The organism is Cytobacillus oceanisediminis, from assembly GCF_007830235.1.
Taxonomy (GTDB): Bacteria; Bacillota; Bacilli; order Bacillales; family Cytobacillaceae; genus Cytobacillus; species Cytobacillus oceanisediminis.
On the sequence record NZ_VLKI01000008.1, the window covers coordinates 93,389 to 108,589 of the forward strand.

Below are 15,201 nucleotides of genomic sequence, written 5' to 3' on the forward strand. Positions count from 1 at the left end.
TTTTTCGATAAGCACCTAATTAGATATATATCAAATTCATTTGTTTTCGTCAACTTTACAAGCAGTGTTTAAAAATAAAAAATCACCCGAAAGGTGATTTTAAAGTAAATATATTTAACTCTTAAACCTTGCCCCTTCCAGGAATAGCAGCTTCTCTTTAATATCTGTCCGCGTTCCGGCATATCCTGTGAGAGACTTATTTTTGCCGATTACTCGATGGCATGGAATAATAATGGGCAAACGATTTGCTTTGTTTGCCTGACCAATGGCCCGGACCGCTTTTTCTTTTCCAATTTTCAAAGCTATATCCTGATAGCTTCTCGTTTCACCAAAAGGAATAAGAGAAAGCTCCTTCCACACAGATCTCTGAAAAATGGTACCCTGGGGGTCTACTGGGAGATTAAATTCCTTCCTCTCGCCTTTAAAATATTCATCAAGCTGAAGTTTGCATTTCTTAAGCAATGGGTTTGAAGGATCAAACTTCAATTGAAATTCTTCTTCCCCAACAAGAAAATCTTCTTCACCAATGTATACTGCCGAAAGCAGCTGCTCTTCAATGACAATATAAATCTCGCCTATTGGCGTTTCCGTTCTCGAATAAATTCTGCTGTTCATTGTTCTCCCGCCTTTTTAATATATGGCAAATAAATGTGAAACACGGTTCCTTTTCCGAGTTTGCTTTCCACTTCAATCGTTCCTTTGTGCTCCTCAATAATTTTATATGTAACCATTAGCCCCAGTCCAGTGCCTCTTTCCTTTGTGGTATAAAAAGGTTCACCCAGCTTTTTTATTTTATGGCCTGGTATTCCGGATCCTTCATCCCGGATGGATACCTTGACTTTATTATCTCCGCAGGCCTGAAGTGAAACCGTTATATATCCGCCTTTGGGCATGACCTCAATCGCATTTTTTATGATATTGATAAATACCTTTTTCATCTGATTGGGCTCACAGAAAACAAGTGGCAGTTCCTTTTCGTAATAAATCCTAAATTGGACATTATGCAGTACCGCCTGAGCACTTAGAAGTTCAACCGTCTCTTTCATGATTTGGGCGATATCTTTTTGGACAAACTTGACCGCCTGAGGTTTAGCAAGAATGAGGAATTCATTAATAATTGAATCAATTCTGCTCAGCTCTGTGGTTATCACATTAAAATACATGGAGTGGTCTTCCTCAATGCTATCTTCTAACAACTGGATAAACCCTTTCAGGGCTGTCATAGGGTTTCTGATTTCGTGGGCAATCCCTGCTGCGAGCTCCCCAATGACATTTAAAGTGTCTGATTTTCGAAGCTGTTCTTCCATTTCCAGCTTCTCTGTTATGTCTTTAAATGTAGTCATGCTTAAGTTTGAAAAAACGTTATGCTTATTTGAAAACTCAAAATATTTTTTTCTGCCTGACTTTAAGGTAATGGAGAGGCTGCCATCAGATTGCCCATCGTTTTTTATGCTATTAATCTGCTGGTTCAACTCATCATTTGTAATATTGCAATCATTCAAGATACTATGTAATGAAACTCCAATAAGTTCATCTTTTGACATCTGCAGCATTCTCTGGCCGGATTGGTTAATATCCACGATTTGAAATTGATCATTCCAGAGGAGAATGCCTTCCAGCGCTCCCTCAAAAATGCGGCGGAATTTCAGTTCACTTTCCCGCAATTCCTTTTCCATGCGGTGGCGTTCACTTACATTCCTGAAAATAGTCATATGGTAGCCTTCAACAGAGTTTAATTTAACTGTAAATTCCAGGGATTTTATTTGGCCGTTTGGCATGAGAAAGAAGAGTTCATCCCGAATGCCGCCCTTGTCGAACAGATTTTTGACTATACGCTTGTACCTTTCATTTTTTTCGTAAACAAAATCATCCAATCGTTTCTGAAGCAGCTCATCGTGGGTGCACTCAAAAATCCTGCATGCCGATTCATTGGCATCAATAATCTTCCCGCTGCCTCGCCAAAAGATGATGCCATCCAAGGCCTCGATAAAAAGGTCTGTATACAGCTCTTCATTTTTTTTTACTTTCTTTTCTAAGAGTCGCTTATCGGTTACATCTCTTAACACACTCATATAATACCCGCTCTTATTAAGCGTACTGGTCGTAAAATCAAATTCCACGATTTTTTTGCCGCTATGTATCGGAAGAATGCCTCTTACACTATCCTTCATCTTTAAAAGTTCCCTCTGTTTGTCCAGTTTGAATTGTTTATTCACCGGGACAATATCCGCCAGATGCCTGCCGATCAATTCAGTTCTATCAAGGTTTATAATCTCGCAAAACGAAGGATTTACATCAATTATTTTATCATTATCATCAAAAATGAGGATTCCGTCCTTTGAACGGGCAAATATATTTTTACTTGGGGCATCATCCCCAATACTTTCAGCCAGCGCTTTATTTTCCTTTTCCAGTGACTCAATCTTGGCATAGAGCTGCTTGATCTCCTGATTCATAATAACCACTCTATTTCCTCCTATTGGGATATCCGATTAATAGATATTTCTACAAAATTTGACGAAAACCCTTTAAATAGAAGTGAAAACTGAATGTTTATACTGAATGAGTCATATATCCTATTGGATAATTTTCATAACTCCCTAAAGAAGAAGCTCTGTTATACTTGCCTGTTGATTTCCGCTCAATAAGCTCAGGAAATAAGAAGGCATTTTCGAAGGAGCCCTCGCCTTCCGCTCCAATCAGCATCGTGCAAAATCAACATTATATTCTTTAATATAGCCAAAGAAGAAAAAGGCGTACCCATAAGGTACGCCTAAATGCTAAAGCTTAAACTTAGCAATCATACTGTTTAATTGTTCAGCCAGTTCCGATAAAGACTGGGCATTGTCGGATATTTCCTCCATTGAATGGTTGGTCTGGGCCATCGAGGCACTTGTCTGTTCAATGCCTGCGGCAGATTCTTCGGAAACTGCTGCAATGCTCCCAATTGATTGATTCATATGATAAGAACTTACTGAAACCTGTTCAAGGCTGTTTGAAATATTACTAACATTTTTAGACATTAAATTAACAGCTTCATAGATCTTCTGGAAGGTTTCTCCCGTCAATTGGATCTGCTCTGTTCCCTTTTCGACCTGTATATAGCCGGATTGCAAGGATCCAGTTACACGATTGGACTCGGTTTGAATGCCCTCCACAATTTTTGTGATATCAGAAACAGAAAATGATACTTGTTCTGCCAGCTTTCTTACTTCATCTGCAACCACCGCAAACCCTCTTCCATGTTCACCGGCCCTGGCGGCTTCTATGGCTGCATTTAAAGCAAGGAGATTGGTCTGGTCTGCAATTTCCTGAATGACCTTAACAAGCCTTGAAATTCGCTTCGTCTGTTCATCTAGTCCATTAACCTTGTCGACTGATGTTTTCATAATCTTATTAATTAATCCCATTTGGTGCTGTGACTCCTTCATGACCTTATCCCCATTTTTAGTGAGTGACAGTACCTCGTTGGAAGCATTCTTAATTTCCATTCCGCTATTTGCGGCTTCTTCCACTTTTTCCATATACTCATCCATCATGGCCGATAACCTGGCTGCTGAGCTTGCCTGATCCTCCGCCCCTCCGGAGAGCTCCTGCATTGTTGAAGCAACCTGCTGGCTTGCCGCTCTTACTTCATTTGCAGAAATATTGAGTTCCCCGCTTCTTTCTGTTACATAGCCTGAAACGGAATTTATCTCCTGAATCATTGTTTGGAGTTTTTCTTTCATGGAGTTAATGGCACGGCTAAGCTCAGCTACTTCATCATCTCCATCATACTCTACTGATTCCACATTCAAATTTCCAGATGCAATTTCATTGGAAACGTGGACAATCTGGTTTAGCTTTCTTGAAATAATACGCCCGATGAATAAGATACTCGCAATCCCAAGGATGCCAGAAATAATGATGGATATACCAAGGACAATTAAAGTTAGAACCAGTCCGGACTTAGCTGAAGAAACAGCTTTTTTCTGCTCCTCCTTCAACATGCTGCTTAGTGTATTTAATTTTTCTACAGTCTCTGAAATGATGTTGTCAGCCTGCAGCTTCGCAAGTCTGTATTCTCTTACATGCTGAAGCTTCACTTTAGGCTCAATAACATCATGGAATATGCTGGTTATTTTTTGATCATTTACGTCAATCTGTGTAAACAGCTCTTTCGTTTCAGAAGCAGTAAGTGCAGGATTGATTTCCTTTTTTAATGTGTTAAAATCCTCTGCTAGCTGGTCAAATGTTTTTAAATGCTTGGGATTGGAGTCGATGATAAAGTTTCCGATCGTACTGCCTTTATGATGAAAAATCGATGCAGATTCAGTAATCATAATCGCTTGATCTCCGGAATCCTTCACAGTATCCATTTTGGAATTGGCAATCATCAGCAGAAAAAAAGTAAGTACGGTAGATACAGTAAAAAGCCCGATTGTTACAAAAAGGGCTACACCATATTTTTGGCCAAGCTTAAGTTTTTTCCACCATCTTATGTTAGCCAATTTATCTAGTAATTTTGTTTGATACCGTGCACGATTTGCCTTTTTAATCCTTTTAAACTTAGTTGCCCCTTTCATCCTTTATCCTCCTTCGTGATTAAACAGGATGTGAACCATTAGAACTATCATCACGTCATTTATGTATATCCTTTTTACTATTCAATCACTTCATTATAATAGAATAAAAAATACATTTAAAGATTATTTTTCCATTTGGCCATTTTATAGGATAAAAAAAGGCAAAGTACACGCGGTACTTTGCCTTTTGCCATTATAGTGATGGGTGTTCGTGCTTGGCTTTGATTCGCTGCCATCGATACTCAATTTCTTCTTCCAATTCACTGAGAAGCATCTTGTTTTCATCCTTCAGCAAATGCTTTGTTTTGCCCATATATTTAAGCCACTCAGGTAGCTGAACTCTTTTATTTTTTTCTTCCGGATTATAAGTAATGGTTGTAATCCCTTCCTCTACTTCATAAAGAGGGAAAAAACAAGAGTTTACAGCAGCCTCAAGAATCTTTTCACCATATCGTTCTTCAGACTTCCAGTTCAGCGGGCAGGTTATTAAAATCTTTCCATATACAGTTCCTACGTTTTGCGCAAACCATTGCGCTTTTGCCGCCTTTTTAATTAGATCCTGCGGAAAAGCTTCACTGCCGGTAAATACGTAAGGTATATTCGTGGACGCCATAATTTGTGCTGTATCCTTATGGTGGAAGCTCTTCCCTTTTTGAGTGCGGCCAACATTGCTTGTACTTGTCATATGGCCTTTCGGTGTTGAATAGGACAACTGCGAACCTGTATTCATATAGCCTTCGTTGTCATATTCAAGCATAATTAACTTATGGTTGCGAAGAGCAGTGCCAATGGCTGAGCCCATTCCGATGTCCATGCCTCCATCACCGGTCACCATCACAAACGTGGCATCATCTGACACTTCTATTTCACCGCGCTCTTTTAATTCCAAAATGGCTTCCAGTGTTCCAGATAAGGTAGCTGCCCCGTTTTGGAAGAGATTATGAATCATCGTTTGCTTATGAGATGAATAAGGGTAGGATGTAGTCGTTACATAAGCACATCCCGTTTGGAACAAGACAACTATATCCCCTTCAATCCCTTTAAAGAACAATTCCAATCCTGTAAAAATTCCGCACCCTGGGCAAGCTCCATGTCCTGAAGCAATTCGCTTCGGTTTTGAAGCAAGCACACGGAGGGGTGGTATTTTAACTTTTAATTTATTGGTTTCAGGGTCTTTTTCCGTTTTAATCAATCCAGTATTATATACTTCTCCATGCTGCGGAGTGATTACTGGCAGCAGCATTTGCTCTTTCTTGCCGGGAATATGGCCATAATAATCAAATGCTTTTTCGGCATAGCCCTGTTCTTTGGCCTCAATTGCAGCTGAGAAAAACGCCTCTGCATCATCAGCATAGAAATCTTTTCCCCCAAGGCCAAAGACTCTGCTTAACACAATGGTTTGATTTTCAGGGTCTTCCTGCAAAGCTGATTTTACTTCGTGTGTAAGATTTGGTCCATGGCCGCCATATGAATCAGCACGCTCCCCAATCAAAAGGGCTTTTACATTCTTTAAAGCCTTGCGGATTTCCTCCGACGGGAATGGACGGATAATATTGGGGCTGATTACGCCTGCTTTAATACCTTGCTTGCCCAAGCTATCAACTGTATCCTTTGCTGTCTCTGCAGCTGAATTTAGCAGGAACAGGGCAACCTCTGCATCTTCCATCCCATATAAATCCAGTACAGGATAGTCACGCCCGGACAGTTTGGCGTATTCCTCCGACACTTCTTTAAACACTTCTCCAGCCGCATACATTGCTTCTGACTGCTGGTAATGATTGTTGATTAAATCGTCCCCATTCATGTGGGCACCGATTGTAACAGGCTTTTTAGGATCTCTGGCAAAGTTGTAATCTGTCGGGCATTCACCTACAAACTTCTGTACAATTTTGCGGTCTTTAAAATAATTTACTTTCCTTTTTTGATGGGAGGTGAAAAAGCCATCATAAGCAACAATTACAGGCAGGCGAACTTTTGAATGCTCAGCGATTTTAAGCGCCAATATGTTCATATCGTACACTGCCTGAGGGGTTTTGGCCGTTAAAATAACCCAGCCCGCATTCAGTGCGAAATACAAATCGGAATGATCCCCTCTAATGTCCAACGGACCGCTGATTGAACGGGTTACAAGGTTCATAACCATTGGAAAGCGGGTTCCTGATTGAACGGGAAGCTGTTCAAGCATGTACATTAAACCATTGGCACTTGTCGCATTAAAAACACGTGCACCTGTGACTGCAGCCCCATAGCAAATCCCTGCAGAGCCATGCTCGCCATCTGCGGGAATCAGTTTAATATCATGTTCCCCTCTTGCCTTCATCTGATCAAGGTATTGAGCAACTTCAGTTGAAGGAGTGATGGGAAAATAGCCCATAATGTGATAATTGATCTGTGCTGCTGCCATTGCAGCCATTTCATTTCCCGATTCAAAAGTCGTCAGCTGTTCAGCTGCTTTCATTGTTTTCAGGTTATCTTCTAAAATTGCCATTACAACATCCCCCCTGCTGCTAAAGAAAAGTTTTGCTTTACCCTATGGGCATCCGCAAATCCCATTGTTTCCCGCATGTCACTAAGAGCACTAGTTGGGCAAGCCTCGACACATTTCAAGCAGCCTTTACAGTACTGATAGTCGATACCCTGCAGGAACATTTGCTTCCTGCCTTTTTTGTCTTCCCCCTCCTTCCAAACAAAGCAAAAGTCCGGGCAAACTGTATCGCAGGCTGCACAGTTGATGCATTGCTCCTGCTCAAATTGCGGCAGAAACCCCTGTCTTGAACCGCTTAGATCTTTCAGAATACTATTTGCCTGTGCAGTGATCACTCCTCCGATTTCCTGGGTTTCAAAGCCCAGTTGAGGTGCTGCTCTATGAAACTCTTTCCCCTCTGCATTATCAGGAGTTTCATAGGTTTTGAACTTTACTTCATTAAATCCTCTATCGAAGGTACGGATATTGGGTTCCACAAGGTGCGGATATTTTTTCTCAAAGGTTTTGCGGATAACCATTTTCATTGACTCCGGATCAAGGAAATCGCAAATTCTGAAAAGTGCTCCGAGCATCGCAGTATTTACTTTTGTTTTTTCTTCTACTGCTATCTGCAGGGCATCCACAATGGCAAGTGTTCCATATTCCAGTTTCAAATCTTGCTTTATATCATCAAACTCCCTGGCAGAATTAACAAGCAGAATTCCTTCAGGCTCCATGCCACTGACAACATTCACCATTTTATATAATGCTTCGTGGAAAACGCCGATAACGTGAGGCTGCTCAATTGGGCTATGTGCCCGTATTTCGGTATCAGCTTCGCAAAATCTCACAAACCCTTTGACTGGAGAGCCTTTTTTTTCAGAGCCGTAAGACGAAAAATTGGATCCATTCAGTCCAAGCCCCAGAACACCAGCCTCCGCGAGCATTTTGCCTGCAAGATTGGCGCCAAGGCCGCCAATCGACTCCAGCCTTATTTCATAAAATCCCAATTCATTTGTTTTAGGTAAGATTGACATATTCTCCCTCCCTCATATGGTAAACGGCTTAAAACACCGTAAAATTTTCCCCTAAGGCAATTCTAAAAGAACTAATTCCATTTATCTGTGACAAATGTTATATTTCAGAGAAAAAAATTGAAACAGATTTAAGAAATTTAAATGGAGCGTTATAATATATGAGGTGATCCCGCTTACATAATTATATAACAGAGGAAATATTGTATTATAACACTTTAGATCACCCGTTTTTATTTTACTTTATATGTAAATTACACCTTCTATTTACACGAGAAAAGGAGTTTGCTTCATGTTAAAGTGGGTAAAGAAAGAGAGAGTTTTTGGGGGTCTTTAATAGAGGAGGATTTATGAAACAACGTGATTATTATTTCGACAATGCCAAGTTTATTTTAATCTTCTTTGTCGTATTCGGGCATTTGCTCCGCTCTTTTATTGAAGATAATGAAACGATTTACACCTTATACAAGGTTATTTACACCTTTCATATGCCGGCATTTATATTAGTATCTGGTTTTTTTGCAAAAGGCTTTTACAAAAAAGGCTATATAAAGAAAATCGCAAAAAAACTCATACTGCCGTATATCATATTTCAGGTCATTTATTCCGTTTTCTATTACTTTTTATATAATAAAGGAACGTTTGAAATGGATCCGTTTAACCCGCATTGGTCTTTATGGTTCCTGATCAGCATGTTCTGCTGGAATATTATGCTGCTTTTCTTTGCCAAGCATAAAGCAGTTTATTCATTGACAGCCGCACTGCTGATTGGCCTTGCCGTCGGGTATGCCGACTGGATCTCAAACTATTTAAGTTTATCAAGGACTTTTGTTTTCTTTCCTTTATTTTTATTGGGGTATTATTTAAAGAAAGAGCATTTTTATGCCCTATTTAAACCGAAGTTCAGAATTAGTGCATTAATTGTGTTTGCAGTTGTCTTTACCGGTTTCTACTTTTATCCGGATATAGATTATAAATGGCTCCTTGGTTCCAAGCCATATACAGATATGGGTGCAGCTTCTATTGGAGCAGTATTTACAAGACTGGGATTCTATATCCTTAGCTTAATCATGGTATTTAGCTTTTACTCAATCGTTCCCCAAAAGCAGTACTTCTTTACAAACCTGGGGAAAAATACGCTTTACGTCTACCTGCTGCACGGTTTCTTTGTCCGTGTATTCAGGGAAAGCGATGTGCAAAACTACTTTAACAAACCGGAAACCTTCCTGCTGCTTGCTGGTATTTCGTTATTGCTGACTCTGCTTTTATCAAGCAAACTGATTACATCATTTGCTCAGCCTATAATTGAACTTAAAACCTCACAACTAAAGAAGTTAAAAGATAGAACAAGGGCATATGTCCGGTTTTATCGTAAAAAGCTTACAAACTAAAAGACGAATCGGCCATTAAAAGTGGCCGGTTCTTTCTTTTGCATATCCATTGACCAAAACTGATAAAGGCATTATAATAAGTAACTGTGTCACATAAGTTCATTTAATTCAAGTCCCAGTAGTTCAGCTAAGCGTAGACATCTATGAGTTGCATCTGTGTAGCTTTGTTTCGACGCATTCACTCCCCTGATTAACTCGTAGAGGAAGAAACAGGATTAAAGCCATACTGAATGTAATTACAAACTGTATATTAATAATAACTTGTCTCAGTAGCTCAGCTGGATAGAGCGACAGCCTCCTAAGCTGTAGGTCGTGAGTTCGAATCTCGCCTGGGACGTCACCTGAAAAAGCGCCAATCTTAACAAAGTTTGGCGTTTTTAATATTGTCCTCCCTTTTTTACGAAAGTTAAATAATTCTTTACAAGCTTTTACTACTATTATAAAACTTGCATGCTATCTTGGAAGCAGTGGGGATAGCATGTGTGGCTATCATCGCACTTGGCGAAGGAGGAGCCAAGTGCTTTTGTTTTTTCTGATTATCCACTATGTTAAACCACCGAAATTATGCCAAATCGCAGATAATAAATCACTCCTTAGAAAAGATTATCCCTAGCTGCTGTTATCGAAACTAATTGCAGCAGAACCACCAAAACCGCATTTAAAAAGGGTGTGCTGATCCCTTTCTCAGCACACCCTTTCACCTTTTACAAATCTTCAATAACAATATATGCTGCTTTGACTGGTCCATGGACACCGACGACGAGGTTCATTTCAATATCGGCAGAGTTGCTTGGCCCTGTTATAAAATTGATGCAAGATGCTACCTGTTCTCCTAACTCTACTCTTTCACGGATCATCCTTGCCGCTTGTGTCATGCGGGGAACCAGTGAGCTTTTAGGGATAAGGATTACTGATGCAGCAGGCAGAAAGCTGACAGTGCGGCCTCGATTCTTGCCGCTGAACAGGACAGCTGTGCCAGATTCAGCCAGTGTAATATCGCTGATCGTGATTCCGATATTTGCATGCTCGGCATACCCTATATTTCTTTTTTCCAAGGAATAATCCCATTCGTGTATTTCCACATTTTCTTTCGGCCAGATTTCCTTGAACAGCGGTGTAAGCCCGAATTGTCCAAAGCGGTCGTCCTTCCAGGCTACGACTGGACCTCCGCCATATTCGGAAACAATTTCTTTCACTGTTTCCGGTAAATGGTTTGCGTCCGTTACAAGCAAATCCGTGTGTATTTTCGTACACTGGGTTTTTAAGGCTTCGAGCAATTCATCTGCATTCGCTTCTTTTAAAACCGCATCCTGGGGGTTATAACTCCACTTTGGCCGCTCGACTTCTGAGGCTCTTTTTTCTCTGCCTAAGCGGCTTGCAACTTTGCTGAGAAAAGTGTCTCTGTTCTGAATTGTTCCTCTCATTGCTGTCCGCCTCCTTTTGGCCGGTTTATGAACCAATCCCGGAATCTTTCTTTATTTGGTGCCGGAAAATCGCGGATCTCCGTCCAGGCTTTTAAAGGTCCTGGCCCCTTTGTTATTTTATCGCCTGCTGTAAACGGGTTCATCGCTGTTGGAGCTAGTTTTGACCCCAGCTTATAGAGCGATGGCGAAGCTGCTCCAAGTCCAAAAGCCTTCATAGCCATTTTTTCTGATATTGGAGCCCTTCCCTCTTTTTCCACAATAACCTGGCGGTGCTTATGAAGGAGTTCATGGAGCGGTATTTTAACCGGGCATGCTTCCGTGCAGGCTCCGCATAAAGTTGAGGCATACGGCAGTTCCTTATAATCATCATAGCCACCCAGCAATGGCGAAAGGACCGCTCCGATCGGACCGGAGTATATGGAACCGTATGAATGCCCGCCTACATGCCTGTATACCGGACATACATTGACACAGGCAGCACAGCGAATGCATTGCAGGATGGATTGGAACTCTCCTCCCAAAATACCTGATCGCCCATTATCAACAATGACCAAATGGAAGTCTTCCGGACCATCAACATCGAGCCTTTCTTTGGGTCCTGTCAGCACTGTAATATAGCTGGTAAGTTTTTGGCCGACTGCGCTTCTTGTCAGCATGCTGACTAGTATCTCCATTTCTTCATAGGTAGGAACAAGCCTTTCCATACCCATTACAGTAATTTGGGTCTTTGGCAAAGCCGTCACCAGATCTGCATTGCCTTCATTTGTTACCAGCGTTATGGAACCTGTTTCCGCAACGGCAAAATTGCAGCCTGTTATGCCAACGTCTGCGGTTAAATACTCCTGGCGAAGCATTTCTCTTGCATGCCAGGCCAGCTCTTCCGGCTTCTCAGTATTCTGATAATTCAACTTTTCCGCAAACACGTCACGAATCTGTTCTTTATTTTTATGAAGGGCCGGTGCTACGATATGGGATGGGGGATCATGGTCGTCCACCTGCAGGATGTATTCTCCCAAATCCGTTTCAATGACTTCACACCCTGCCTCTTCCAAACAGGCATTCAAATGGATTTCTTCCGTAACCATTGATTTTGACTTAACTACTTTTTTGGCCTTTTTCTTTTCAATAACTTCCCTTATATAACTTGATGCTTCTTCTGCAGTTTCAGCAAAATAAACGTGGCCGCCCCTTTCCGCCACATTTTCGCTTAATTGATATAAGTAGTAATCAAGATTCTCAAGGACATGCTTGCGTATTTCTTCAGCAAGAGACCGCCATTCTTCCCAATTCCCTAACTCGGCAGCAGCATCGAGCCTTCTTGTCTGAAGCCTTTCCTGCGCTCCTGAAACAGCCCCTCTCATAAAGCTGTTGTTTATGCCGGCATTTACACGCTCTTTAAAATCGTCCGTGCCGATTTTCATAGCCATCTCCTATTCCCCCCAACAAAAATCATGTATGTTCAGCGGCTATTTAATACTTCTGCGATATGCAGTACCTTAATCTGCTTGCCCTGCCGCCCAATTCTTCCGCCGATATTCATTAAACAACCTGCGTCAGCGCCTATCAGGAATTCCGATCCAGTCTCTTCAACATGATGGACCTTTTCATCTACCATTTGTTCAGATATCTGTGCCATTTTGACTGAGAACGTTCCGCCAAAACCACAGCATTGCTCTTTCCCTGGAAGCTCGGTAAATTCGAGGCCTTTAACATTCCCTAATAATTTTATTGGTGCTTCCTTTACCCCAAGAAGCCTGGTCATATGGCAGGACGTATGATAGGTGGCTTTCCCATCAAGTCTCGCGCCAACATCCTCTACCTTTAAAATATCCACGATAAATTGCGTGAGTTCATATGTTTTTTCTGCCAGTCTTTTGGCTTTCGGTTCCCAAACTGGATCGCCTTTAAAAATTTGCAGATACTCATGAAACATATAAGAGCATGAACCAGAAGGAGAAACAACATACTCTGAATGTTCAAATGCTTCGATCATCCTTTTCATTGCTTCCTTTGATTCTTTTACATAACCGCTATTAAATGCAGGCTGCCCGCAGCAAACCTGTGATTCCGGAAAATCTATTATACATCCAAGCCTTTCAAGCAATTCGACTGTTGCTTTGCCGGCGTTTCCCTGAAACATATCTACCAGGCATGTTGCAAAAAGGCTTACCTTCATTCTTTCCCTCTCCCTAAGCTATAAAATTTTTATATCTTACATTTTACTATATTTCTAACAAGCTTTGGCGTTGTTTTAATAATATTCAAATAATTATCAGCGATTGCTGCCTCTGAACTGACAATGTTTTACTTCATTTAATTCCGTTAAAAATATGATACAATTATATGATGTTTAAGTTGGCTAATAAAGGGAGTTTAAAATAGATGAAAGTAATTGCAAGTACGTTGAATGCCAAATATATTCATACAAATATAGCGATTCGCTATTTGAAGGCATATGCCGAGCCAGATTTCAATGTAGAAATAGCTGAATACACGATTAAAGACCCTGTAATGAATATTGTTACAGATCTTATCAGCAAAAAGCCATCTGTGATCGGCTTCAGCTGCTATATCTGGAATATTGAAGAAACGATTAAGGTTATTAAAATGATTAGAAAGATTGATCCCTCCATTCATATTGTAGCTGGAGGACCTGAGGTAACGTATGATGTTGCTGAATGGATGGAGAATGTTAAAGAGTTTGATTATATCGTTATTGGCGAGGGTGAAGAGACCTTTAAGCAGCTATTAACAGAATTGGATGGCGGCTTGAATATGGAGAACGTGCACGGCCTAGCTTTCAGAAAAAACGGCCAGGTGCATACGAACCCTCAGCGAAACAAACTTGACTTGCGCGAGCTGCCTTCTCCATTCCGATTTGAAGAAGATATTCCACATCTATCCAAGCGTGTTACCTATATAGAAACAAGCCGGGGCTGTCCCTTCAGCTGCCAGTTCTGCCTTTCGTCAATCGAAGTCGGCGTACGCTATTTTGACAGAGAAAAGATTAAGGAAGACATCAGATATTTAATGAAGAACGGTGCGAAAACCATTAAATTTGTAGACCGGACTTTCAATATCAGCCGTAGCTATGCTCTTGAAATGTTCCAATTTTTAATTGACGAGCATCTGCCTGGAACCGTATTTCAGTTTGAAATCACTGCTGATATCATGCGGCCGGAAGTGATAGAGTTTTTAAACAAGGAAGCGCCTTCAGGACTGTTCCGTTTTGAAATTGGCGTGCAGTCAACCAATGACTATACAAACGAACTAGTAATGAGGAAGCAGAACTTTGATAAGCTATGCCGTACTGTTACGATGGTTAAAGATGGAGGAAAAATTGACCAGCATCTTGATTTAATTGCAGGCTTGCCTGAGGAAGATTATCATTCATTCAAGAAAACGTTCAATGATGTTTTTGCGATGCGCCCGGAAGAACTGCAGCTTGGATTTTTAAAAATGCTCCGGGGCACAGGGTTAAGGCTAAGAGCCGAGGAACATCAATATATCTATATGGACCATTCACCATACGAAATACTAGGGAATAATGTTTTATCTTTTGATGACATTATCCGTATTAAACAGGTTGAGGATGTACTAGAGAAATACTGGAATGACCACAGGATGGATGCCACCATCGAATATTTGGTTACAAAAGTCTTCCCAACGCCATTCGATTTCTTCCAGGAGTTTGGCAGCTATTGGGAGCTAAAAGGCTGGTCCAGAATCGGACATCAGCTAGAGGATCTTTTCAGACGCCTGTTTGAATTCCTGCAGTCAAAAGATATAGCGGACCTGGATATGGTTGAAGGTCTAATGAAGTATGACTATATTTCCAAGCAAAAGTACAAGCCAAGAAAGCCATGGTGGCAGGCTAGCTTTGAAAGGGCGGAAAGGTCAAAGATTTATCAGCACCTGCTGGAACATCCAGCACAGCTTGGAGAAGATTTTTCCAGCCTTAAGCTGAATGAAAAGGAAATATATAAACACACATTGCTCGAAAGATTGTCTTTTAATTTAGAGAAATATTTAGTCGAAGGAAAACTTGAAAGGATGGAAACTGCCTTTCTTGCCTATTTTGATTCGAGTTCAGAAAAGGTATCCATCTTTTCTAGTTCTCTTAAATTATAGGTTCTGTTAACCTTGAGTGTTGACTTCCGCTGCAGGCACTCAGAGAACCGCGGGCTTCCGGGAGCCTCCTCGGCGTTTTACGCCTGCGGGGTCCCCCTTGGGTAGCTGCACCCGCAGGACTTTGGAAAAGCTTCTTTGAATAAACACCGCACGAAGGAAATGCGAATGGAATTTCGAGGATTCTCGCGCCTT

General features: G+C 41.1%; 10 protein-coding genes and 1 tRNA gene. 3 read left to right on the forward strand and 8 right to left on the reverse strand.

Annotation, left to right across the window (positions count from 1 at the left end; translation table 11 throughout):
* Positions 1-114 precede the first annotated feature (114 nt).
* The 5 genes from IQ19_RS14720 to IQ19_RS14740 all read right to left on the reverse strand — a co-directional run bounded on the left by IQ19_RS14720 (position 115) and on the right by IQ19_RS14740 (position 8,066).
* Positions 115-615, reverse strand: a complete 501-nt coding sequence (locus IQ19_RS14720; protein ID WP_144543139.1) for a methylated-DNA--[protein]-cysteine S-methyltransferase — start codon at positions 613-615, stop codon at positions 115-117.
* A complete protein-coding gene (locus IQ19_RS14725) occupies positions 612-2,456 on the reverse strand; it encodes a PAS domain-containing sensor histidine kinase (protein ID WP_242021019.1) in 1,845 nt (614 codons plus the stop codon). The genes IQ19_RS14720 and IQ19_RS14725 overlap by 4 nt, the downstream gene beginning before the upstream one ends.
* A gap of 324 nt (positions 2,457-2,780) precedes the next feature.
* A complete protein-coding gene (locus tag IQ19_RS14730) occupies positions 2,781-4,565 on the reverse strand; it encodes a methyl-accepting chemotaxis protein (RefSeq protein WP_144543141.1) in 1,785 nt (594 codons plus the stop codon).
* A 193-nt stretch (positions 4,566-4,758) separates the two neighbouring features.
* Positions 4,759-7,053, reverse strand: coding sequence for a thiamine pyrophosphate-dependent enzyme (locus IQ19_RS14735; RefSeq protein WP_144543142.1), 2,295 nt, complete (start codon positions 7,051-7,053; stop codon positions 4,759-4,761).
* Positions 7,053-8,066 (reverse strand): 2-oxoacid:acceptor oxidoreductase family protein, encoded by a 1,014-nt coding sequence (locus IQ19_RS14740; RefSeq protein ID WP_144543143.1) that lies wholly within the window; start codon positions 8,064-8,066, stop codon positions 7,053-7,055. The genes IQ19_RS14735 and IQ19_RS14740 overlap by 1 nt, the downstream gene beginning before the upstream one ends.
* Positions 8,067-8,413: 347 nt before the next feature.
* Here IQ19_RS14740 and IQ19_RS14745 point away from each other — a divergent pair, with 347 nt between their 5' ends.
* Both IQ19_RS14745 and IQ19_RS14750 read left to right on the forward strand, forming a co-directional pair.
* The gene (locus IQ19_RS14745) at positions 8,414-9,454 is read left to right on the forward strand and encodes an acyltransferase family protein (protein ID WP_144543144.1); all 1,041 of its coding nucleotides are present in this window, start codon (positions 8,414-8,416) and stop codon (positions 9,452-9,454) included.
* Between the two features lie 263 nt (positions 9,455-9,717).
* A tRNA-Arg gene (locus IQ19_RS14750) sits at positions 9,718-9,791 on the forward strand.
* 367 nt (positions 9,792-10,158) lie between these two features.
* On the opposite strand, the gene IQ19_RS14755 is transcribed toward IQ19_RS14750, so the two are convergent.
* From IQ19_RS14755 to IQ19_RS14765, 3 genes are read right to left on the reverse strand one after another with little or no spacing between them, the layout of a single operon-like run.
* A complete protein-coding gene (locus IQ19_RS14755; RefSeq protein WP_144543145.1) occupies positions 10,159-10,878 on the reverse strand; it encodes a LutC/YkgG family protein in 720 nt (239 codons plus the stop codon).
* On the reverse strand, positions 10,875-12,305 hold the full coding sequence (locus IQ19_RS14760; RefSeq protein ID WP_144543146.1) for a LutB/LldF family L-lactate oxidation iron-sulfur protein: 1,431 nt from the start codon (positions 12,303-12,305) through the stop codon (positions 10,875-10,877). The genes IQ19_RS14755 and IQ19_RS14760 overlap by 4 nt, the downstream gene beginning before the upstream one ends.
* Positions 12,306-12,337: 32 nt before the next feature.
* Entirely contained in the window at positions 12,338-13,054 is a 717-nt protein-coding gene (locus IQ19_RS14765) for a (Fe-S)-binding protein (RefSeq protein ID WP_144543147.1), read from the reverse strand.
* 206 nt (positions 13,055-13,260) lie between these two features.
* Here IQ19_RS14765 and IQ19_RS14770 point away from each other — a divergent pair, with 206 nt between their 5' ends.
* Positions 13,261-15,009: a B12-binding domain-containing radical SAM protein gene (locus IQ19_RS14770; RefSeq protein WP_144543148.1), complete on the forward strand. Its 1,749-nt coding sequence runs from the start codon at positions 13,261-13,263 to the stop codon at positions 15,007-15,009.
* Positions 15,010-15,201 lie beyond the last annotated feature (192 nt).